The organism is Inhella inkyongensis, from assembly GCF_005952805.1.
GTDB lineage: Bacteria > Pseudomonadota > Gammaproteobacteria > Burkholderiales > Burkholderiaceae_C > Inhella > Inhella inkyongensis.
The window spans coordinates 1,449,236-1,470,893 of the sequence record NZ_CP040709.1 but is presented as its reverse complement, the minus strand read 5'-3'; the positions used below and the strand labels follow the sequence as shown (position 1 = coordinate 1,470,893).

22 protein-coding genes are annotated in these 21,658 nt (G+C 66.3%); 6 read left to right on the top strand and 16 right to left on the bottom strand.

What is annotated here, in order from left to right:
* Positions 1–33: 33 nt before the first annotated feature.
* The 7 genes from FF090_RS07190 to FF090_RS07160 are packed head-to-tail and all read right to left on the bottom strand — an operon-like array spanning position 34 to position 7,971.
* Positions 34–1,881 carry an AMP-dependent synthetase/ligase gene (locus FF090_RS07190; RefSeq protein ID WP_138856085.1) on the bottom strand — a complete coding sequence of 616 codons (1,848 nt, stop codon included), beginning with the start codon at positions 1,879–1,881 and terminating at the stop codon, positions 34–36.
* A 2-nt stretch (positions 1,882–1,883) separates the two neighbouring features.
* Complete coding sequence (locus FF090_RS07185) at positions 1,884–2,651, bottom strand: ABC transporter ATP-binding protein (protein ID WP_138856084.1); 768 nt, start codon at positions 2,649–2,651, stop codon at positions 1,884–1,886.
* The gene (locus FF090_RS07180; protein WP_138856083.1) at positions 2,648–3,424 is read right to left on the bottom strand and encodes an ABC transporter ATP-binding protein; all 777 of its coding nucleotides are present in this window, start codon (positions 3,422–3,424) and stop codon (positions 2,648–2,650) included. Before FF090_RS07180 ends, FF090_RS07185 begins: the two co-directional genes overlap by 4 nt.
* Positions 3,421–4,497, bottom strand: a complete 1,077-nt coding sequence (locus FF090_RS07175; RefSeq protein WP_138856082.1) for a branched-chain amino acid ABC transporter permease — start codon at positions 4,495–4,497, stop codon at positions 3,421–3,423. The genes FF090_RS07180 and FF090_RS07175 overlap by 4 nt, the downstream gene beginning before the upstream one ends.
* 9 nt (positions 4,498–4,506) lie before the next feature.
* Positions 4,507–5,382 carry a branched-chain amino acid ABC transporter permease gene (locus FF090_RS07170; protein WP_138856081.1) on the bottom strand — a complete coding sequence of 292 codons (876 nt, stop codon included), beginning with the start codon at positions 5,380–5,382 and terminating at the stop codon, positions 4,507–4,509.
* A 4-nt stretch (positions 5,383–5,386) separates the two neighbouring features.
* The gene (gene tfpB / locus FF090_RS07165) at positions 5,387–7,204 is read right to left on the bottom strand and encodes a type IV pilus assembly ATPase TfpB (protein WP_138856080.1); all 1,818 of its coding nucleotides are present in this window, start codon (positions 7,202–7,204) and stop codon (positions 5,387–5,389) included.
* On the bottom strand, positions 7,201–7,971 hold the full coding sequence (locus FF090_RS07160) for a class I SAM-dependent methyltransferase (RefSeq protein WP_138856079.1): 771 nt from the start codon (positions 7,969–7,971) through the stop codon (positions 7,201–7,203). The genes tfpB and FF090_RS07160 overlap by 4 nt, the downstream gene beginning before the upstream one ends.
* A gap of 53 nt (positions 7,972–8,024) precedes the next feature.
* Between FF090_RS07160 and FF090_RS07155 the strand changes: the two genes are divergently transcribed.
* The gene (locus tag FF090_RS07155) at positions 8,025–8,834 is read left to right on the top strand and encodes a mechanosensitive ion channel family protein (protein ID WP_138856078.1); all 810 of its coding nucleotides are present in this window, start codon (positions 8,025–8,027) and stop codon (positions 8,832–8,834) included.
* On the opposite strand, the gene FF090_RS07150 is transcribed toward FF090_RS07155, so the two are convergent.
* The 6 genes from FF090_RS07150 to FF090_RS07125 form a co-directional block, all read right to left on the bottom strand.
* Positions 8,792–9,322: a DNA-deoxyinosine glycosylase gene (locus FF090_RS07150; RefSeq protein WP_138856077.1), complete on the bottom strand. Its 531-nt coding sequence runs from the start codon at positions 9,320–9,322 to the stop codon at positions 8,792–8,794. The two genes, FF090_RS07155 and FF090_RS07150, sit on opposite strands and share 43 nt — an antisense overlap.
* Positions 9,319–9,834 (bottom strand): GNAT family N-acetyltransferase, encoded by a 516-nt coding sequence (locus FF090_RS07145; protein WP_138856076.1) that lies wholly within the window; start codon positions 9,832–9,834, stop codon positions 9,319–9,321. Before FF090_RS07145 ends, FF090_RS07150 begins: the two co-directional genes overlap by 4 nt.
* Positions 9,828–10,637 carry a TatD family hydrolase gene (locus FF090_RS07140; RefSeq protein ID WP_138856075.1) on the bottom strand — a complete coding sequence of 270 codons (810 nt, stop codon included), beginning with the start codon at positions 10,635–10,637 and terminating at the stop codon, positions 9,828–9,830. The genes FF090_RS07145 and FF090_RS07140 overlap by 7 nt, the downstream gene beginning before the upstream one ends.
* A 281-nt stretch (positions 10,638–10,918) precedes the next feature.
* Positions 10,919–11,770 (bottom strand): formyltetrahydrofolate deformylase, encoded by an 852-nt coding sequence (gene purU / locus FF090_RS07135; protein ID WP_138856074.1) that lies wholly within the window; start codon positions 11,768–11,770, stop codon positions 10,919–10,921.
* On the bottom strand, positions 11,767–12,453 hold the full coding sequence (locus FF090_RS07130; protein ID WP_138856073.1) for an ABC transporter ATP-binding protein: 687 nt from the start codon (positions 12,451–12,453) through the stop codon (positions 11,767–11,769). Before FF090_RS07130 ends, purU begins: the two co-directional genes overlap by 4 nt.
* Entirely contained in the window at positions 12,446–13,702 is a 1,257-nt protein-coding gene (locus FF090_RS07125; RefSeq protein ID WP_138856072.1) for a lipoprotein-releasing ABC transporter permease subunit, read from the bottom strand. The genes FF090_RS07130 and FF090_RS07125 overlap by 8 nt, the downstream gene beginning before the upstream one ends.
* 149 nt (positions 13,703–13,851) lie before the next feature.
* On the opposite strand from FF090_RS07125, the gene FF090_RS07120 reads away from it, so the two are divergent.
* A complete protein-coding gene (locus FF090_RS07120) occupies positions 13,852–14,382 on the top strand; it encodes a hypothetical protein (protein ID WP_138856071.1) in 531 nt (176 codons plus the stop codon).
* Here the strand turns inward: FF090_RS07120 and FF090_RS07115 are convergent, their stop codons facing one another.
* Both FF090_RS07115 and polA read right to left on the bottom strand, forming a co-directional pair.
* The gene (locus FF090_RS07115) at positions 14,383–15,168 is read right to left on the bottom strand and encodes a transporter substrate-binding domain-containing protein (RefSeq protein ID WP_138856070.1); all 786 of its coding nucleotides are present in this window, start codon (positions 15,166–15,168) and stop codon (positions 14,383–14,385) included. It abuts the gene before it with no gap.
* 258 nt (positions 15,169–15,426) lie between these two features.
* Entirely contained in the window at positions 15,427–18,177 is a 2,751-nt protein-coding gene (gene polA / locus FF090_RS07110) for a DNA polymerase I (RefSeq protein ID WP_138856069.1), read from the bottom strand.
* Between the two features lie 50 nt (positions 18,178–18,227).
* Between polA and FF090_RS07105 the strand changes: the two genes are divergently transcribed.
* The 4 genes from FF090_RS07105 to FF090_RS07095 are packed head-to-tail and all read left to right on the top strand — an operon-like array spanning position 18,228 to position 21,026.
* On the top strand, positions 18,228–18,620 hold the full coding sequence (locus FF090_RS07105) for a hypothetical protein (protein WP_138856068.1): 393 nt from the start codon (positions 18,228–18,230) through the stop codon (positions 18,618–18,620).
* Entirely contained in the window at positions 18,620–19,597 is a 978-nt protein-coding gene (locus FF090_RS07100; protein ID WP_138856067.1) for a homoserine kinase, read from the top strand. Before FF090_RS07105 ends, FF090_RS07100 begins: the two co-directional genes overlap by 1 nt.
* Positions 19,594–20,451: a BPSS1780 family membrane protein gene (locus FF090_RS19540; RefSeq protein ID WP_246071537.1), complete on the top strand. Its 858-nt coding sequence runs from the start codon at positions 19,594–19,596 to the stop codon at positions 20,449–20,451. Before FF090_RS07100 ends, FF090_RS19540 begins: the two co-directional genes overlap by 4 nt.
* Entirely contained in the window at positions 20,448–21,026 is a 579-nt protein-coding gene (locus FF090_RS07095; RefSeq protein WP_246071536.1) for a tRNA-uridine aminocarboxypropyltransferase, read from the top strand. Before FF090_RS19540 ends, FF090_RS07095 begins: the two co-directional genes overlap by 4 nt.
* A gap of 57 nt (positions 21,027–21,083) precedes the next feature.
* Here FF090_RS07095 and FF090_RS07090 read toward each other — a convergent pair whose 3' ends face one another.
* Complete coding sequence (locus tag FF090_RS07090; protein ID WP_138856065.1) at positions 21,084–21,656, bottom strand: GrpB family protein; 573 nt, start codon at positions 21,654–21,656, stop codon at positions 21,084–21,086.
* Positions 21,657–21,658 lie beyond the last annotated feature (2 nt).

Sequence of the window (21,658 nt, the reverse complement as noted above, 5' to 3'; positions counted from 1 at the left end):
CATCCGCTTCTCCAGGTCCGGTGGGTTTGAGTATCAATACATGGCTTCAATCAGCGCGGCGTACTTCTTCTGCACCAAGCTGCGCTTTAGCTTCATCGTCGGCGTCAATTCTTCATCTTCAGCGCTCAGCTGAGTGTCAAGCAAGCGGAAGTCCTTGATCTGCTCGACCCGCGCGAACTCCGCGTTCACCCGATCGACTTCCTTTGCGATCAAAGCACGCACTTCCGGGGCGCGGGTCAGCCCGGCAAAGCCAGCGAACGCCAGATCCTGCTCCTGGGCAAAGCGTTCCACCATGTCCTGGTCGATCATGATCAATGCGGTCAGGTAGGGACGTCGATCGCCAATCACAACCGCATCCGTGATGTAGGGCGAGAACTTCAGCTGGTTTTCGATTTCGCTGGGCGTGATGTTCTTGCCGCCGGCGGTGATGATGATGTCTTTCATCCGGTCGGTGATACGGAAATGCCCGTAGGGCTCCAGGCGGCCCACATCACCGGTACGGAACCACCCCTGCGCGTCAAAGGCGGCACTGCTCGCCTCGGGACGGTTCAGATAGCCGGCGAAGAGATGGGGCCCACGGGTCAGCAGCTCCCCGCTGCTCTCATCCACCTTCATCTCCACGCCCGGGCTGGCCGGGCCCACCGTGCCGGGCCGCATATCCCATGGCAGGCTGAGCGTGCCGTGTGCGCAGGTCTCCGTCATGCCCCAACCTTCCACCATCGGCAGACCCAAAGCGAGGTACCAACGGATCAAATCCGGGGCGATGGGGGCGGCGCCACTGATGAGCAGTCGCGCTCGTTGCAAACCCAACGCCCGACGGACGGCGCCCAACACCAGCCAGTCAGCCAATCGATAGCGCAGCCGCAATAGCGGTTTCGGTCGCTCCGCGGCCAACACCCGCTGCGCCACTTCGTGCCCCACATGGATGGCCCAAGCATAGAAAGCGCGCGATACGGGGCCGGCCTCGGCCACCGCCAAAGAAGCCCCTGAGTAGAGCTTCTCCCACACCCTGGGCACCGCGAACAACAAATGGGGCGCCACCTCGCGCAAGTTTTCGGCAAAGGTTTCTGGACGCTCCACAAAGTTCAATCTCGCCCCGGTCAGAAGCGCGGAGTAAGCGCCAATCATCCGTTCGGCAATGTGGCAAAGCGGCAGGAAGCACAAGCGCTCATCGCTGCTGCGCTGAGCAATATTGCGGGACGCACCTCGGAGTGCGGCAACCAGGCCCTGCTGAAGGTGCATGGCGCCCTTGGGCTTGCCCGTGGTGCCACTCGTGTACACCAGGATGCCAAGATGATCCGGACGCAGGGCCTGCAGCCTTTGCTCAAACCGGGCTGGAGCGGGATGCTGACTTCCGAGCCGCCGCAACTCACTCAGGCTCATCACACCGGGGTCTGAAAAATGCTGCAGGCCCCGGGTGTCCATGACCACGATCCAGCGCAGGTGCGGCAACTCGGCCCGCACCTCAAGCACCTTGTCCAGTTGCTCGTCATCTTCGACGAACAGCGCCTGCGTCTGCGAGTCCGCACAAAGGTAGGCGACTTGGCTGGCCGCATCCGTGGGGTAGATGCCGTTGGCCACACAGCCCGCGCTCTGAATCGCCAGGTCAGCCAGCAGCCACTCCAACCGAGTGTTTGCCAAGATGCCGACCACCGCCTGATGGGGCAGGTCAAGGCGATCCAGGCCCAGCGCCATTTCGCGCACGGCTTCACCCGCCGCCTTCCAGGTCCAGGCCTGCCACAGACCCAGGCGCTTTTCCCGCAACCAAGTCTGGTCGCCGCGCGCCTGCACGCCGGCCCAGAACAGGGCGGGTACGGTTTCGCCCGGCAGTTCATGCCGTGGGGCCTCAGCCCGCGCGCACAGATCCCAGAGCGCCGCCATGCTCAGTGCCACCCCTTGCGCCGCTTCCAACGCCGCTCACCCCGGCTGCCAGCGTCATGCACACCCAGATAAAACTCCTGGATGTCAGGGCGCTGCCGCAAGCTCTCGCACGGACCCTCAAGAACCACTCGGCCGTTTTCTAGGATGTAGGCTTGGTCCGCCAAATGCAGCGCCAGATGAGCGTTCTGCTCCACCAGCAAGATCGGCGTGCCGCGCTCCTGATTGATGCGGCGGATGATGGCGAAGATCTCCTGCGTCAGCTTTGGAGAAAGACCCAGACTGGGCTCATCCAGCATCAGCATGCGCGGCGCCGCCATCAGCGCTCGGGCAATGGCCAGCATCTGCTGCTGCCCCCCCGAGAGCAAGCCCGCCGGCTGGTCGGCGCGCTCCTTCAAGATCGGGAAGTAGGCATGGGCCTGCTCCAAGTCGCGCGCCACCGCATCGCGATCACGGCGCGTATAAGCCCCCATCAGCAGGTTCTGGCGCACGGTCAGCAACGGAAAGACCTCACGCCCCTCCGGCACCTGAACCAGGCCGCGCCGCACGATGTCAACCGGATCCTGGCCGCCGATGGCTTGCCCTTCCAGCAGCACCGTCCCGCGGCGCGGATCCAACAGGCCCGACAAAGTCTTGAGCAAAGTAGTCTTGCCAGCGCCATTGGGCCCCAGCACCGTCACGATCTGCCCCTGCGCCACCTGCAGGCTCACGCCGCGAAGGGCCTTGATCGGCCCATAGACGGCCTCCAGGTTCTGAACGTCCAGCACGGTCACGCAGTTGCCCCTGTGCCCAGATAGGCCTCGATGACACGCGCATCGGCCTGCACCTCGGCCGGGGGCCCCAAGGCCAGACACTCGCCCTGGGCCATGGCCAGCACGCGGTCTGAGACCTGCGAGACCAGGCTCATATCGTGCTCCACCATCAGCACCGTGATGCCCAGCACCGAACGAATGTCCTGAATCCAATAGGCCAGATCGCGAGTCTCATCCACATTCAGGCCGCTGCTGGGTTCGTCCAGCAGCAACAGGCGCGGCTCGCTGCACAGGGCGCGGGCCAGTTCCACCACCTTGCGCACACCATAGGGCAAGCCGGCCACCCGGTTGTCCCGGTAGTGCTGCAGGCGCAAGAAATCGATCACCTCCTCCACCTTGCGCCGCACTTCTCGCTCCTGCTCGCGCACCGAGGGCAGAAAGAGGGTCTCGCGCCACAGGCTGCGGCGCTGGTGCACATGGCGACCAATCAAGAGGTTTTGGAGCACGCTGGCCTGCTCGAACAGTTCGATGTTCTGAAAGGTGCGCGCAAGGCCCAACTCGGCCACCGCGTGGGCGGGGCGCGCCAGCAAGTCCTGCCCGTTGAGGGTAATGCGCCCACCGCTGGGTTCGAAGAGGCGGGAGATCAGATTGAACACCGTGGTCTTGCCCGCGCCATTGGGGCCGATGAGCGTGAAGACCTCGCCAGCCTGCACTTCGAAGCTGACCTTGTTGACGGCTACCAAGCCGCCAAAACGCCGGGTCAGGCCCTCCACCCTCAACAGCGGCGCGCTCATCGGAGTCGCTCCGACTTCTGATAGCTCTTTTGCCGCGCCAGCATGCCGCGCCGGTAGAAGGGAAAGAGTTGCAACCAGGTGCGAATCTTGACCCAGCGGCCATACAGCCCCAGCGGCTCAAACAGCACAAAACCGATCAGTACCAGCCCAAACACCGCCGATTGCAGCCCGGGGGCCTGCCCGATGTGCGGCGGCAAGTAGTCCTTCAACATTGCTATGCCCTGCGGCATGGCAATCAAGAAGATCGCTCCCAAGAAAGCCCCGTGCACCGAGCCCAAGCCGCCAATGGTGACGAGCAGTAGCAAATCGATGGACTGCAGGATGCCGAATTGATCGGGCGACAGGAAGCGGATCTGATGCGCATAGAGCGCGCCGCCCAAACCCGTGAAGAAGGCCGACAGTGCAAACGCCAAGGTCTTGGTGGACGCCAGATGGATGCCCATGCACTGGGCCGAGACCTCGGAATCCCGCACCGCGACAAAAGCGCGCCCGGTAGGTGAACGCAGCAGGTTCAGCACCGCCAAAGTGCTGAGCACGGCCACGACCAGGCAAACCGCATAGAACTTCTCACCACTGTCCACCACCCAGCCAAAGGCCTGGGCCTGCGGCACCAGCAAGCCTGCGTTGCCGCCGGTCAGGGACTCCCAGCGCGCCAGCCCCTCTTCCACGATGAAACCAAAGCTCAAGGTGGCAATGGCCAGATAGATGCCTTTGACTCGCAACGCCGGCAAGCCCACCAGCACGCCCACCGCCGCAGCGAGGGCCCCCGCCACAGGCATTGACAACAGAAAAGGCCAGCCCGCCTGGCACAGCAGCGCTTGCGCATAAGCGCCCACACCCAGGAAGGCCGCATGCCCCATCGAGAAGAGGCCGGTGAAGCCCGCCAACAACATCAGGCCCAGACCCACCACCCCATAGATGAGCACGAAGCTCAGCTGGGTCAGCGCGTAGCTCTCCAGGAAAAAGGGGGCGGCGACCAGGCCCAGCATCAGGAGGGCGTACCAAAAGCGCTGCCCGCCGTGCTTGAACAGGTCAATGTCCTGGTCGTAAGAGGTTTTGAAGACGGTCCGCATCGCCGCGCCTCAAACCCGCTTCACCTGACGCTCGCCCAACAGGCCATGCGGCATCAGCACCAGCACCACCAGCACCAGCACATAGGCGCTCACGTCCTTGAAGCCCTCGGGCAAATAAAAGCCTGCCAGTGCTTCCACCACACCAATGATCAAGCCCCCCAGGATGGCCCCGGGCAGGCTGCCAAATCCGCCCACCACCGCCGCGGGGAAGGCTTTCAGCCCGATCAAGCCCATGTTGGCGTGCACGAAGGTGATGGGCGCCAGCAAGACAGCGGCCAGCGCCGCCACTCCGGCCGCCAGGGCCCAGACATAGCCGTTGAGCCGGCGCACCGGAATGCCCATCAGATGCGCGGCCAGTTGGTTCTGCGAGGCCGCCTGCATGGCTAGACCCACGCGCGTGAAGCGGAATAACGCAAACAACAGGCCACACAGCAGCACCGTGGAGCCCATCACCACAAGTTGCTCCACCGCCAACACCAAGCCACCCGGCAGTTGCAGGGGTTCGCCATAGGGCAGATTCAGGCGGTGGGTCTCGGTGCCCACCACCGGCAGCATGGTGATGAGGCCGCGCGCCAAATAGCCCAGGCCGAGCGTGAGCATCACCACCGAGAACGCCGGCTGGCCCAGCACCGGGCGGATCACTAAACGCTCCAAGCCAAGTCCGAGTGCCGCCAGCGCCAGCACACTCAGCGGCAACACCGCCCACAGCGGCCAACCCAGGTGATTGAGCAATAGCAGCGCGACAAAGCCGCCCACCATCATCAAATCGCCCTGCGCAAAACTGACCGTCTCCGTCGCCTTGTAGATCAGCACGAAGCCGAGCGCGATCAGGCCATAAATGCAGCCTTGGGCCAGGCCGGAAACCAGCACTTGCCAGGCCGCCATGGCTCTATTGCTCCCAATTGGGCGTGCTGCGCAGCACTTCTTCCAGCGTGGTCACGCCCTCGCTGACCTTGCGCGCCCCGCCCAGGCGCAGCGCCCGCAGGCCCTCTTGGGCAGCCGCTCGGCGCAAGGCCGGCATATTGGGGCTGGGCATCAGGTGCTGACGCACCGGCTCGCTCAGGTTCAGCAACTCATACAGACCGGCGCGGCCGCGAAAGCCCGTCTGCCGGCACTCCAAACAGCCCACCGGCTTGTAAGCCTTGATCTCGCCGCCAAGCCGCCAGGGTTTGACGATTTCGTTGAGCGACTCGGCCGTTACGCCCGGGTCTGGCGCTTTGCAATGCGGGCACAGGGTGCGCACCAAGCGCTGGGCCAGCACGCCGATCACGGTTGCACTGATCAAGTAAGCCGGCACCCCCAGGTCGATCAGGCGGGTGATGGCCGACACCGAATCATTGGTGTGCAGCGTAGAGAACACCAGGTGTCCAGTCAGCGCCGCCTGGATCGCCATCTCGGCCGTCTCCAGGTCGCGGATCTCGCCCACCATGATGATGTCGGGGTCCTGACGCATCAGCGCCCGCAGGCCCTCGCTGAAATTGAAGTCCAGGCCCGGTTGCACCTGCGTCTGGTTGAACGAGGCTTCGATCATCTCGATCGGGTCCTCGATGGTGCAGACATTGACTTCTTCGGTGGCCAGGCGCTTGAGCGTCGAATACAGCGTCGTGGTCTTGCCCGAGCCGGTCGGACCGGTGACGAGGATGATGCCGTGCGGCTGCGCGACCAACTGATTCCATCGCTCGGCCTCGTGGCGGCCAAAGCCCAGCTGGTCCAGGTCCTTGAGCGCGTTGTCGGGGTCAAAGATGCGCATCACCATCTTTTCGCCAAACGCGGTGGGCAAGGTGGAGAGGCGCATCTCGACCTCTTCGCCAGCCGGATTGCGTGTCTTGATGCGTCCATCCAGCGGTCGGCGCCGCTCCACCACATCCATGCGGCCCAGCAACTTGATGCGCGAAATCATGGCGCTCATCACCGAAGCGGGCAGCTGGTAGACGGTATGCAGCACGCCGTCGATGCGAAAGCGGATCAGGCCCATCTCGCGCCGCGGCTCCAGATGGATGTCGCTGGCCCGCTGGTCGAAGGCGTACTGCCACAGCCAATCCACCACCTGCACCACGCCCTGGTCATTGGCGTCGAGCTGTTTGTTGCTCTTACCCAGCTCCACCAACTGCTCAAAGCTGGACAGACCCGCCACCTCGCCGCTCTTGGCCGCCGCCCGCACCGACTTCGAGAGCGTGAAGAACTCGGTGGTCAAGCGAGCCACGTCTTGCGGGTTGGACACCACCAGCTTGACGGTCTTGCGCAGATGGCTCTCGATCTGCGGCACCCAGCTGGTGTCAAAGGGCTCGGACGTCGCGATGGTCACATCCATCAGCCCCACGGCCACCGGCAGGCAGCGGTTCTTCTCCGCGTAGGCCGCACTCATCACATCGGCCACCCGGCCGACTTCGACCTTGAGCGGGTCGATGCGCAAATAGGGCAGCTTGGCCCGAGTGGCCAGCCATTCAGTCAGGGCCTCGGTGTCCAGGCTCTTGCGCGTGCCGGCCCGGTGCAGGCCGGCCCGACCCAAACGCACCAAGGGATGCAAGGCGCTGTCGCCCGCCGCAAAGCGAGCCTCGGTTTCGGCCACATCGGCGGGCTCCAGCAGACCGTCCTCGGCCAGCCAACGCAGCAAATCGCGCCAGCTCAGGCGTTGGCCAAGGGGCTGGCTGGCGGCGGGGGCCGCTGGGGTTGTCGATGAAGGGGCCGGTCGGCTCTTGGACGTCATTCGCTCGCTTCGCTTGGCTGGGCCCAGGCCTTGAGTCCGCGCAGCCAGCGCTTGGCAGGCAGGCCCAAAGTGGCTTCCATGGTAGTGGCGCGGCGCTGCAGTTCTTCCTTGTCCGGGAGGGGGCTTTCCCGAGTGGCCACCACCACGGTGTTGCCTTCCTTGGTGGCCGCGATGCGCCAGACCTGGTTGGCCCCGAAGGCCTCGGCCAGCAGCCCGCACGAGCGCGCAAAGCTGGACTGGCGGCCAAACAGATTCACCGCCAGGGCGCCTTCAGCGCTCAAGAGACCCCGGCAGGCCTGGTAGAAGGCCAAATCGTCCAGCACCGGCGCGGCCGCATCGTGGTCGTACAGGTCGATGTGCAACAAGTCCACCTGGCCCTGAACCTCGGGCCGAAGGACCCATGTGCCGGCGTCCTCGATCACGATCTCCAGCCCCGCGCCCGGGTCGGGCAGGTGAAAGAACTGGCGGCAGCACATCACCACCCCGGGGTGCAGTTCCACCGCCGTGGTCGGCCGGCCCAGCACCTGGTGGCAGAACTTGGTCAGCGCCGCCGCACCCAGGCCCAGCTGCACACAGCGGCCCTCGCGCCAGCGTTCCGGCGCCTGCCACAGCAGGGGCGCCATCATGCGCTGCACATAGTCGAGCTCCAGCTTTTGGGGCTTGGAGACGCGCATCGAGCCCTGAACCCAGATCGAATTCAGGTGCAGCGAGCGCACCCCGGCGTATTCCGAGACCGTGACCTCGGGCAAATCATTGGTTTTTGGCATGAGGCGGCGATTGTCTACAGTCGCGGCCGACCCAACCCGACCGGAGCAAGCGCATGAACACCGAAGTGATTTTGAATTTCATCCAAACCCAAGGCATGGACTTTGGTCTCAAGATCCTGGCCGCCATCGCCGCCTGGGTGCTGGGCCGCTGGATCATCAGCCTGGCCCTGAATGTGTTCAGCCGCGCACTGGCCGCTGGCAAGAAGGTCGATCAGACGCTGAGCAACTACCTGCGCTCCATCCTGAGCGTGGTGCTCAACATCATCCTGATCCTGGCCATCCTGGACATCTTTGGCGTCAAGACCACCAGCTTTGCCGCCCTGCTGGCCGGCGCTGGCCTGGCCATTGGTACCGCCTGGGGCGGCCTTCTGACCCATTTCGCCGCCGGCGTCTTCATGCAGGTGCTGCGGCCCTTCAAGGTCGGCGACTTCGTGCAGGCCGGTGGCGTCACCGGTACGGTGACGGAGATCGGCCTCTTTGGCACCACGCTGACCACGCCCGACAACGTGCAGACCATCGTCGGCAACAACACCATCTTTGGCGGCTCAATCCAGAACTTCAGCACCCTGCCCCATCGGCGTGTGGACTGTGTGGCCAAGGTGGCCAATAGCGTGGACCCGCTGGACGCCATTGCGCGCCTCAAGCCCGTCATCGCCGCGATCTCCAATGTGAAGACCAGCCCCGCGCCCGACATCGAGATCCTTCAATTCACGCCCGAGGGTCCGCTGCTGGCCGTGCGCCCTTACTGCCACACCGACCACTACTGGCAGGTTTACTTCGACACCCACAAGGCCATCGTCGCCACCTTCGGCGCCGCCGGCTACCCAGTGCCCGAGACCCCGATCGCGCCGCGCAACCGCTGAAGCGCGGCCTGCCACTGCGCACTCTTCTTCGCCCGGCTCAAGCCGGCATGGGCCGGGCTGGTCGAGGGCAGGCTCAGGATGGGCCAGGGCGCGCCGGGCAGGCTGCGGCAGGTCTGCGCCCAGGCCGTGGCGCCATTGCAGGCGATGCCCCGCAGCGCCGGCAGGCGCGCCACCAGATCGGCCAGATCGCTGGGCTGGGCGGCGCGGATCGCGCTGTCCAGGCTGCCCTGGCGTTCGCAGGCCCCCACCGCGTCCCAGAGCGCGATGCGCGCCTCGATCAAGGCCTCCAGCCGTTCTTCATAGGGGCGCAGTGCCAGATCGGGCCGGCCCAGGTGTTCGCCCAAGATGGGCCAGAAGGCATTGCGCGGGTGCGCGTAGTACTGCGCCGCCTGCAGGGAGGCCACGCCGGGAAAGCTGCCCAGGATCAAGAGCTCGGCATCAGGCCGCCAGACCGGCGCCAGGCCGCTCAGGCGGGATGAATCCGTCATGCCGATGCGGTGACTCGATAAACCCAGAGGGGCTGTCCGCTGCTGGGCGAAAGCATCTGGCGCTGGCGCTGCAGCCCCAAGGCCTCCAGCACCCGCTGCGAAGCCAGGTTGTCCAGGCGCACGGTGGCCAGCACCTCGCTCAGTCCCTGGCGCCAGCCGTGGTCCAGAACGGCCTGCGCCGCTTCCAGGGCCAGCCCCTGCCCTCGCCCCTCGGGCAGGAAGCCAAAGCCCAGATCGGGCTGCGGCAGATAATCGCGCTGCGCCAGACCGCACACGCCGACCAGGCCGGGCGTGCCCAGCCGCTCCACGCCATAAAAGCCCAGACCCGGCTCGGCATAGCGCGTCCAATAGCCCTCGGCCAAAAAACGCTCGGCCTCGGCCAGGGTCCGGATGCCGCGATCGCCCACCCGGGCCAACCATTCGGGGTCATTGAGCAATTGCAGCGCAAAAGGCGCGTCCGCCACGGACAGGCGGTGCAGGCGCAAGCGGGCACCGGGCACGGGGGTCAGCATGGATTCAGTCGCGGCAGTACGCGGCAGGCATTGGCCGTGGTGACAGCCGCCGTGTGTTCCAAGGTCCAGCCGCGCAGGCCGGCCAGGGTCTGCGCAATCTGCGGCAGCTCGGCGGGCTCGTTGCGGCTGCGCTCGCCCGCCGCGCGCTGTTCGGCGGTCTTGTACAGCCATTGCGGCGGGATGTCCGGGGCATCGGTTTCCAGCACCAGGGCGGTCTCGGGCAGTTCGCGGGCCAGGCGGCGCAGGTTCAAGGCCCGCTCGAAGGTCAGCGCGCCGCCAAAACCCAAGGCAAAGCCCAATTCGATAAAGGCCTGGGCCTGCTGCGGGCTGCCGTTGAAGGCATGGGCGATGCCGCCGGCGACCGAAACGCGACGCAGGCCGGCCAGCAAGGCATCGGCACTGCGGCGCACATGCAGGATCACCGGCAGGCCGTGCCGCCGCGCCAGCTTCAGCTGCTCGACATAGAAATGCTGCTGGCGTTGCGGGTCCAGGCCCGCCACAAAGAAGTCCAGGCCGATCTCGCCCACGGCCACCAAGAGCGGGTCGTCGGCCGCCTCGCCCAGCATGCGGTCGAGCAGGGTCAGGTCTTGGTCCTGAGCCTGCGGCGTGTAGAGCGGGTGAATGCCCAGCGCGTAGGGCTGACCGGCCGCGCGGCACAGGGCCTGGGTGGCGGCGAAGTCGCACGCCTGCACCACGGGCACGATGAAGCGGCTGACGCCGGCGGCCAGCGCGCGCCGTCGCACGGGCTCGCGGTCGGGCGCGAACTCGGGGGCGTCCCAGTGGCAGTGGGTGTCGATCCACATCGTCCGTTCGCTCTTAGCCCTTAGATCAGGCAGATGTCCCGGCCAGGATGGTGCTCGGCGATCGTGTCCCTCGCCTCTTCCACGGCGCCCAAGTCCTGAGGATCAATGGGATGAAGGAAGTTGGTCAACTCAACTCCGGCAGCGCGGCATTCAGCCAGCTCCAAGTTGGTCAGCACATTGGCACAGACCCATAGCGGTGAAGGCCACGCCCCTCGCTCGGCAACCCAACCCAGCAGTCTCTCCCGACTCAGTGCAAGGTATACCGAGCTCTTCATAGCGCGCTATCTAAAAACAACCGTCCGCCGCCCATTCAGCAACACCCGATGCTCCGCATGCCACTGGATGGCCCGCGCCAGGGCCACGCATTCCATGTCGCGGCCGGTGGCGGCGAGTTGCTCGGGGCTGTAGGCGTGGTCGATGCGCGCGACCTCCTGCTCGATGATGGGGCCCTCGTCCAGATCGCCGGTCACGTAGTGAGCGGTGGCGCCGATCAGCTTGACGCCGCGCTCGAAGGCCTGGTGGTAGGGCCGCGCGCCCTTGAAGCTGGGCAGGAAGCTGTGGTGGATGTTGATGGCACGGCCGCTCAGAAATTCGCACAGGTCCTGGCTCAGGATCTGCATATAGCGCGCCAGCACCACCAACTCCACGCTCTGCTCTTCGATGATGGCCTTGAGCTTGGCCTCCTGCGCGGCTTTCTGCTCCGGCGTGGCGCCCAGCAGCGGCAGGTGGTGGAAGGGCACGTTGTGCGAGGCCGCGAGTTGGTAGAAGTCGCGGTGGTTGCTGGCAATGGCCACCACTTCGATGTTCAGATGCTGGGTGGCCACGCGGAACAGCAGGTCGTTCAGGCAATGGCCGAACTTGCTCACCAGGATCAGCACCCGGGTCTTGTGCGCGGCGTCCACCAGCTCCCAGTCCATCGCCATCTGCACGGCCAGCGGGGCAAAGGCTTGCTGTAGCGCATCCAAGGCGGCGGCCGACTCGAACTCGATGCGCATGAAAAAGCGCTGATGGTCGGCGTCGCCATACTGGGCCGAGCTGAGGATGTTGGCCTGGTGGGCCAGCAGCACACCGGTCACGGCATGCACGATGCCCGCGCGATCCGGGCAGCTGAGTTTGAGGATGTAGCGCTTCATAAGGCAGAGAGCTTGCCCTGGTCCAAGCGCCAGCGCTGTTCACAGCGGGCGGCCAAGTCCAGGTCGTGGGTGACGAGCACAAAGGCGGTGCCCTGCTCGCGCGCGGCTTCCAGCATCAGCGCGAACACGGTATCGGCGGTGCCGCGGTCCAGATTGCCGGTCGGCTCATCGGCCAGTACGCAGGCGGGCCGGGTGACCAGGGCCCGCGCGATGGCCACGCGCTGGCGCTCGCCGCCGCTGAGCTCGGCCGGGCGGTGTTCGACCCGCGCCGCCAGACCCAGCCGGGCCAGCACGGTGCGGGCGCGTTCACGTGCCTCGCTCACCCCCATGCGACGAATGCGCAGCGGCATGGCCACGTTGTCCAGCGCGCTGAACTCGGGCAGCAGGTGGTGGAACTGGTAGACGAAGCCCAGATGCTGGTTGCGCCAGTCACCCAGTTCGGACGCCCCCATCTCGGACAGGCGTCGCCCTATCAAATCGACCCGCCCGCCGCTAGGCTGCTCCAAGCCGCCGAGCAAGTGCAACAGCGTGCTTTTGCCCGAACCACTGGCACCGACCACGGCCACGGTCTGGCCGGCGCAGACCGTCAGGTCCAAGCCTTGCAGCACCTGAACATCCAGCGGGCCTTCGTGAAAGCGCTGGCTCAGGCCCTGGGCCTGCAACACCACAGTGTCTCTATTCATAGCGCAGGGCCTGGGCCGGTTGCACCCGAGCGGCACGCCAGCTCGGGTAAAGCGTGGCCAGAAAGGCCAGCGCCAGAGAGATCAGCGCGATGGGAATGATGTCGGCGCGCTGCGGGTCGCTGGGCATGCTGCTCACCAGATAGATGTTGGCAGGCAGGAACTTGGCACCGATCAGGCGCTCGATGGCCTGCACGATCGTGCCCACATTGAAGGCCAGGCTCAAGCCCAAAACCACGCCGATCACCGTCCCCACCACACCGGCGAACGCGCCCTGCACGATGAAGATGGCCTGGATCGAGCGTGGGCTGGCACCCAGGGTGCGCAAGATGGCGATGTCGCTTTGCTTGTCGGTCACCACCATCACCAGGGTACTGACCAGATTGAAGGCCGCCACCGCCACGATCAGGGTCAGGATGATGGCCATCATGCGCTTCTCGATCTGCACGGCCGTGAACCATGTGGGGTTGGCGCGCGTCCAGTCGCGCACCCGCCAGTCTGGGCCCAGGGTGGGCTGCAGTTCACCAGCGATGGCGCGGGCCTGATGCAGATCTTGCAGACGCAGCTGCACGCCGCTGGCGCCGCCGGTGCGGAACAGCTTGGCCGCATCGTCCAAATGCATCATGACCAGGCCGGCGTCGTACTCGTAGTGCCCGGCCTGGAACACCCCGGCCACCGTGAAGCTGCGCATGCGCGGGGCCACACCAGCCGGCGTGACCTGCCCACCCGGCGCCATCATCACCAGCTGCTCGCCCACTTGAACGCCGAGCTGGCGCGCCAGTTCCACACCGATCAGGATCTTCCATTGCCCAGGCTGCAGCTGGTTCAGGACCTCGGGGCCCAGCTTGGCGGCCATGGGCGTGACCTTGGGTTCCTCAGTGGGCAAGACGCCGCGCACCATCACACCGCGCATGTCCTCGCCGCGCGCCAGCAGGGCCTGGCTGTTCACAAAGGGCGCCGCACCCAGCACTTCGGGGCGGGCCTGGGCGGCCTGGGCCACAGAGCGCCAATCCTCCACGCCCTGCCCGTCCCAGCGCGTCACCTCCAAATGGGCGATGGCCGAGAGCATGGCGTCGCGCACCTCGCGCTGGAAACCATTCATCACCGACAGCACCACGATCAGGGCCGCCACCCCCAGTGCGATGCCCACCATGGACACACCGGAAATGAAGGAAATGAAGGCATTGCGCCGGCCGCCCTTGCCGGCGCGCAAATAGCGCCAGCCGACCTGCAGCTCGTAAGGGATATTCATAAGGGGGGCGATGGTAGCTGCGCAGAAGTGCCGCCTTCGCCCCCCGTGATCCGGGGCCGGGCTGGCGCAGCAGGCTCCGTTCGCGCTAAGGTAAAGACTTCCTAAAGAATCATGCCGGCCCCAGAGCCGGCCGCACCGGGAGTTTGATGATGGCAATCTGGCTGGACGAGTTGGAGCGCGAGGGACGCGCCGCACTGATGGCCTCCCTGCGGGATCGCCGCGACCTGCGCCGCGCGGTCGAGCGACGTCACTTGGCGGCCCATGACCATCCCGACAGCGAAGCGGTGCTACTGCTGCTGGAGGTCGAAGCCCGCGAAGCCGAGGACAACGTCGAAAGCGAACTGCTGGCCCGTGGCCTGGACGTGCTGCGCAATGAACTGCTGCAACGCAAACTCGACATCTTCACGCTGCGCACCCACGAACTCGCCCTGCTGAGCGACGGCCCCGCCGACCTGGACACCCTCAAACGATTGGTGGCCTTGCTCAAGCGCAAGCTCGATGACGCCAGCGATCACCGCCTGCGCCTGGCCTATGGGGCTGCGCGCGCCACCGAGGCGCATCGCCACTACCGCGATTGGCTCGCGCTGGCCGATCGCCGCTTGCAGGGCCGCAGCAACCACCTGGAATGGCAGGCCCTGCGCCCGACCGGCATCGACCGCCGCCGCACCGGGCGGCACTGATCAGGGATTCGAGGCCGCCGGTACTGGGCGCTGCACGGCCCATTGCCGCAGGCCTGCTTCGGCCTGGGCCCAGATGGCGGCCGTTCGGCCTTCGGCCTGTAGAGCTTGCAGCGCCCGCTCCAGCCGCGGCCTCAACAGGGCATGACGAGCGTGCAGGGCCAGAAACAAATCGCGCCGCAGCACGGGTTCGGCCACATGGCAAAGCCCTTGACCCGGCAAAGCCCGTGCCAAGGCAGGCGTGAGCGGCATCACCGCCGCCTCTGCCACGCCTTCCTGCAGGTAACGCCCCAGCTCGTTGAAGCTGGCTGCCGCACGGCGCTGTGGCTCGGGTAGATGGGCCTCAACAGCATGGGTGCCACGTAAATAGGCCAAGGGCCGGGCGGCCAGCGCATGCCACTCCAATCGGGCCGGGCAGGGCGGCTTGAACAGGGCAAAGTAGCCCACCTCACGCAAGGGCACGCGCACCCGCTGCAGCTGCGGGTGCAGCTCGAAAAACTCCATCACCCGCGCGCTGTCGCCATCCAGTCGTCCGGCCAGGATCTCCTGCTCAGCGCGGCGCAAGGGCATGGGGCGGAAAACCACAGGCTGGCCGGCGCGGGCAAACGCCTCGGCCAGCAAAGTCTGCACGGGCCGAGCGAGCGCGGCATCCTCGATGACGGCGATCTCCAGCACCGGGCCCTTACCATCCTTGGTGGCCTGAGCGCCGGTGGCCGCCAGGGCCAAGGCCAATGACCCAGCCCAGACAAGGGCCCCGCCTCGCCACTCCACCCCGCATCCGACTCCCATGCCCGCTCCTGCTAAACCAGAGCCAACAAGGCTACGCCGATGGGCTGGAAAGTCCCTGCGGTGATCACCGCATTCGAATCCGCAGGGGCTGAGGCCCTGTTCGCGCCCAAGGGGGCCACCGTGCCGCCATTCAGCAACGGCGACAGAGCGGTGCGAATTGCAGCTGGGGCTCTCTACCCGGTGAGCTCTGCAACCAGGTGGGCGCCCTTGTAGGTTGGGAACCCAGAGGGAAAGGGGCCCGCTTGGTATGGGCAGATCCTAGTGCGCAGCCTCCCAGCTGGCGCCAAATCCCACTTCGGCCAACAAGGGCACTTTGAGCTGCGCCACCCCGGCCATCAAGTCCGGTACACGCTGGGCCACCCAGTCGCGCTCCGCCTCGGGCAGCTCGAACACCAACTCGTCATGCACCTGCATGACGATCAGGGTCTGCTTGCCTTCCTGATCCAGCGCCTTTTGCACCGCCAGCATGGCCAGTTTGATCAGGTCGGCTGCGGTGCCCTGCATCGGCGCGTTGATGGCCTGGCGCTCGGCGCCGGCCCGGCGCGGGCCGTTGCCACTGTTGATCTCGGGCAACCACAGGCGCCGGCCAAACACGGTCTCCACAAAACCCTTGGCCTTGGCCGAGGCGCGCGTCTCATCCATGAAGGCACGCACGCCCTGGAAGCGAGCGAAGTACTTGTCGATGTAGTCCTTGGCCGCCTTGGGTTCAATCCCGAGCTGGCTGGCGAGGCCATAGGCGCCCATGCCGTAGATCAGACCGAAGTTGATGGCTTTGGCGGCCCGGCGCTGCTCGCCGGTGACCTGGTCCAGGGCGGCACCGAAGACCTCGGCGGCCGTGGCCTTGTGGATGTCGGCGCCGCTGGCGAAGGCGGCCAGCATGGCCTCATCGCCACTCAGGTGGGCCATGATGCGCAGCTCGATCTGCGAGTAGTCAGCACTGGCAATCAGGCGCCCAGGCGGGGCGATGAAGGCCTCGCGGATGCGCCGGCCCTCGGCCGTGCGCACGGGGATGTTCTGCAGGTTCGGATCGTTGGAAGCCAGTCGACCCGTCACCGCCACCGCCTGGGCGTAATGGGTGTGCACCCGCCCCGTGCCCGCGTTGATCATCAAGGGCAGCTTGTCGGTATATGTGCTCTTGAGCTTGGCCAGGCTGCGGTGCTCGAGGATCTTCGCCGGCAGCGGGAAGTCGGCAGCCAGTTCGGTCAGCACTTCCTCATCGGTGCTGGGCGCGCCGGTGGCCGTCTTCTTCTTCACCGGCAGGCCAAGCTTGCCGAACAGGATCTCGCCGATCTGCTTGGGGCTGCCGATGTTGAAGGGTTGACCGGCCAGTTCGGCCAATTCGGCCTCCAACTGCAGCAGGCGCTGGCCCAGCTCGTGGCTGTGCGCACGCAGGCGCTCGGCGTCGATCAGCACACCATTGCGCTCGACGCGCAGCAGCTGCGCCGAGGTCGGCATCTCGATCTGCTCGTACACGGTGCGCAGGCCGGCATCGGCCTGGATGCGCGGCAGCAGGCGCTGGTGCACGCCCAGGCACATCTCGCTGTCTTCGCAGGAATATTCGGCCGCGCGCGCCACATCCACCTGGGCGAAGGGGATCTGCTTGGCGCCCTTGCCGCACAGGTCCTCGTAGCTCAGGCCCTTGCGGCCCAGCTCACGGTCCGCCAGCGCCTCCAGGCTGTGGCTCTTGTGGGCCTCCAGCACGTAGCTCTGCAGCATCGTGTCGTGGGCGTAGCCGCGAATCTGGATGCCGTGGTTGGCAAACACATGGGCGTCGTACTTCACATGCTGACCGAGCTTTGAGCGCGCTGCGTCCTCCAGCCAGGGCTTGAGGCGGGCCAGCACCTCGTCCAACGGCAACTGCTCAGGCGCATCCATGCCCGCGTGGCGCAGGGGGATGTAGCAAGCCTCGAAGGGCGCCACCGAAAAGCTCAGGCCGACGATGCGCGCCTCCAGGTTGTTGAGCGAATCGGTCTCGGTGTCCAGCGCCACCAGCTCGGCCCCTTGGATCTTGGCCAGCCAAGTCTCGAAGGCCGGCCAGGAGGTGACGGTGTCGTAGTGCTTGTCCTGCAAAGGCGGCGGTGGCAAGGCGTCGGTCGGCTCCGCCACCGTGCTAGGCCCGGCGGCGGCCACGCCCGCCCCCTCCAACTCCCGCATCCAGGTCTTGAAGCCATGCTGGCGGAAGAAGGCCAGCAGGCCGGCGGAATCCACCGCGCCGATGGCCAGGGACTCCAGCGCCGGCCAACCGGTCACATGAGCGTGCAGGTCGCAATCGGTCTTCACCGTCACCAGCTGGCGCCCCATCGGCAGCCAATCCAGCGCCTTGCGCAGGTTTTCACCCGCCACGCCCTTGATGCTGCCGGCGGCGGCGATCACGCCATCCAACGAGCCGTATTCCGCAATCCATTTGGCGGCGGTCTTGGGGCCGACCTTCTCGACGCCGGGGACGTTGTCCACCGTGTCGCCCATCAAAGTCAGGTAATCAATGATCCGGTTCGGCGGCACGCCAAACTTGTCCATCACCCCCTCTTCGGTCAGGCCCTCGTTGCTCATGGTGTTGATGAGCGAGACCTCGGGCGTGACCAACTGGGCCAGGTCCTTGTCGCCAGTGGAGATGATGACCCGATGCCCCTGCTGCGCCGCCACCCGGGCCAGGGTGCCGATGGCGTCGTCGGCCTCGATGCCGGGCACCTCCAGGATGGGCCAGCCCAGCAGGCGTACCACCTCGTGGATCAGAGGAATCTGCTCGCGCAGCGGCTCGGGCATGGGCGCGCGCTGGGCCTTGTACTCGGGGTACCACTCGTCGCGGAAGGTCGGGCCTTTGGCGTCGAACACACAGACGGCGCGCTCGGGTTTGAATTGGTCGCGCAGGCGCCGCATCATGGCCACGACGCCGTGCACGGCGCCAGTGGCCTGGCCGTCCGGGCCGCGCAGATCGGGCATGGCGTGAAAGGCGCGGTACAGATAGCTGCTGCCATCCACGAGCAGCATCAGGGGCTTGGATTCGGTCATGCCTGCATTGTCAGGGGCTGGGTGAGTGAGATTCTTAGAATGGCCGGACCATGACCCTGTTCCTGCGCTGCGCGGCTCTGCTGCTGGCCGCCCAGCCCGTGCTGGCGGCCCCGTCCAACGATACCGCCCCCCCTCCTCCGCGCCTGCCCGAGCTGGCGGCTTCAGCCGCCGTCCCTGCCGTAGCACCCGATGCAGCAAGCTCCAGCGCTGCTTTCGCGCCCGAGCTCAAGCGCCGCCGCCTGGCCCCCTCAGACAGCGCCAAGGTGCGCATCAGCGAAGACGATCTGGTGCGCGTAGAGGAACACCTCAACATCCGCGGCCAGGTCGTTCGCATCGTGGTCTATCCCAAGGATGGCTCGCGCCCCTACGAAATGGACCCGCCGCGCCTGGATGGCGAAAAGGCCGAGGGCGGCGCACGGCGCTGGCGCATCGGGAGCTTTTGATGGCGGTCTACACCCCGGTCTCCGAGGCTCAGGTGGGTGCGCTGCTGCAACGCCTGCGCTTGGGCGAGTTGCAGCAGCTCAGCGGCATCGCGGCGGGTATCGAGAACAGCAATTTCTTCATCGATTGCGACGCCGGTCGCTACGTGCTGACGCTGTTTGAGCGCCTCTCGGCCCAGCAACTCCCCTTCTACCTGGGTCTGATGCAGCATCTGGCGGCCAAAGGCTTGCCCGTGCCCGCCCCGCAGGCCGACCCCGAGGGCCAGATCCTGTTCGAACTGGGTGGCAAGCCAGCGGCGGTGGTGACCTGCCTGCGCGGCAGCCACCAGCTCTCACCCAATGTCTTTCACTGCGAGCAGCTGGGCCATACCCTGGCCCGCCTGCATGAGGCGGTGGCCGACTTCCGCCCCTTCCAGCCGAATTTGCGCGGCCTGCCCTGGTGGCAGGCGGTGGCTCCCACGCTCTATGCCAAGCTGGACGCCGACACCGCCGCCCTGCTGCGCGAGGAGCTGGCCTTCCAAACCGAGCTGGCGGCATCGCGCGCTTACCAAGACCTGCCACGCGGCGCCATCCACGCCGATCTATTCCGCGACAACGCCATGTTCGAGGGCCTGCCGGGCCGCGAACAGCTCTGCGGGGTGTTCGACCTCTATTTCGCCGGCGTCGACACCTTTTTGTTCGACCTGGCCGTGTGCCTGAACGATTGGTGCATCGACCTGGCCAGCGGCCGCCTGATCGAGGAGCGCGCCGCCGCCCTGGTGGCGGCCTACGAGGCCGTGCGCCCCTTGAGCGCCGCCGAACACCGCCTGCTGCCCGCCGCCCTGCGCGCCGCGGCGCTGCGGTTTTGGCTCAGCCGCCTGGACGACTGGCACCGCCCGCGCGCGGCGCAGTTACTCAAGCCCCACGACCCCACCCACTTTGAGCGCGTGCTGCGCGAGCGCATCGCCGCGCCCTGGCATGCGATGAAAGAACTTGGATGAGCACCGCCCTCAAACTCACCTTGCACCAGGCGCCCGCCGCTCAAGGCCTGCGCTGGATCCAACTGGGCTGGCAGGTGTTTCGCCAAGCGCCACTGGCTCTATCGTCCCTGCTCGCACTGTTTTTGCTGATGGCCGCCCTGCTGCAGGTGTTGGGGTTGGTGGGCGCCCTGCTGGGCCTGGCCGCCCTGCCCCTGGTTTCGCTGGCCTTCATGCTCAGCGCCCATCAGCTGCTGCAAAAGCGGATGCCCAGCTGGCAAGTCCTGGCCCAGCCCTTCAAGCTGACCCGTGAACGCAGCCACGCACAACTGCGCATCGGCCTGCTCTATGTGATCTGCACCGTGTCGGTGATGAGCCTGGGCAATTGGATCGACGGCGGCCGCTTTGATGCCCTGCAAGAGGCCCTGGCGCAGGCCGGGCAAGACAGCGCCAGCCAGAAGGCCGCTGAGGCCGCATTGGCCGCCGCGCTAGCCGATCCCAACTTCTTCTGGGCCGCCTTGGTCCGCCTAGGCGGCGTGCTGCTGATCTCAATCCCCTTCTGGCACGCTCCGGCCCTGGTGCATTGGGGCGGTCAGGGCGCCCTGCAGGCGCTCTTTTCCAGCACCCTCGGCGTGTGGCGCAACAAGGCCGCCTTTGCACTCAACGGCCTGGCATGGCTGGGCCTGCTCCTGGCCGCCTCGCTGGCACTCGCGCTGGTGGCCGGCCTCTTTGGCGCCCCTGGCCTGTTGCCTTTGCTGGTGATGCCGCTGACCCTGTTCCTGGCCTCGGTGTTTTATGCCGGCCTCTATTTCATGTTCGTAGACAGCTTCCGCTTCGTCGCAGCCGAGGTCGAACCGGCGCCGCCGGTTCAGGCTTGAGTCGCCACTGCCCACGCTGCCTGCGCGCGCGCTGCCTGTGCGCGCTCGCCCTGCAGCCGCCCTTGCAGCACGACACCGAACTGGTGATCCTCCAGCACCCACTGGAGCAATTCGAAGTCAAGGGCACCGCGCGCTTGCTGGCCCTGTCGCTAAACCGCTGCCGCTTGGAGGTCGGCGAGGTCTTCGCCCCACTGCCCAACCCGGAGCAGCGCATCGAGGCCCTGCTTTATCCCGGCGGTGAATCCTTGCTCGCCCCCGACGTCCCTGCGCAGCGCCTGCGCCTCTACGCGCTGGATGGCAGCTGGCGCAAAAGCCGCCTGCTGCTGCACCGCAACCCCTGGCTGCAAGCCCTGCCGCGGGTGCACCTTGAAACACTGCCAAGCAGCGCCTACACGGTGCGCAAGGCGCACGCGGGGCATCAGTTGTCGACGCTGGAAGCCTGTGGCTTGGCCCTGGACCAGCTGGAAGCGGCACCTGTCTTCAAGCCCGCGCTGGACGGCGTGTTGGCGGGGTTGGTGCAGGCTCTTAGCAGGCGGGCTCCAGATTCGAACCTCCATGGACCTGACTCTGGATAGTCGGTTGCTCGACACGCTGCAGCCCGAGGGGTCTTGGCTGGCAGCAAACGGTGGGATTCAAGCCGATCGCCACCCAACCCTCACCGCCCACTGCTCCGCCGCCAATCCGATCAACTGAAACACCGGCTCCTTGAGCCACAGATACCCATCCACCTGTTCGGGAAAAAGCGCAGCCGCACGGCGCTTGATCTGTTCGTACTGGACTGCGGCTTCAGGCTGCGCGCACAGGTAGTCGCGCATCAAGAGCGCAAAGCGATGGTTGGCACTGCCAATCTCGCGCACATGCAGATGCACGCGCCGCTCGCCCTCGGGTTCTCGGAAGTAGAGCTTGCGGCCGGGCGCGGCCCCCTCGTCCATCACCCATTCGCGCCCGCGCTGCCAGCCCGCCGCCCACAGGCGCTCGCGCCATGGCAGTGCGCCATCCAGCGAGGGCACGCCCAGTTGCAGATCAATCACATCCTTGGCCGCCAGGCCGGGCACCGCCGTGGAGCCGATGGATTCGATCTCGAACGCCGGCTCGGGCAAGAGCCCGCGCAGCCGCGCACGCCAATGCACATGCTCCTCGGGCCAACGCGCGAGCGGACCGACGATTTCGATGCGGCGGCTGCGAGCGAAGGCTGGCAGGTTCATGC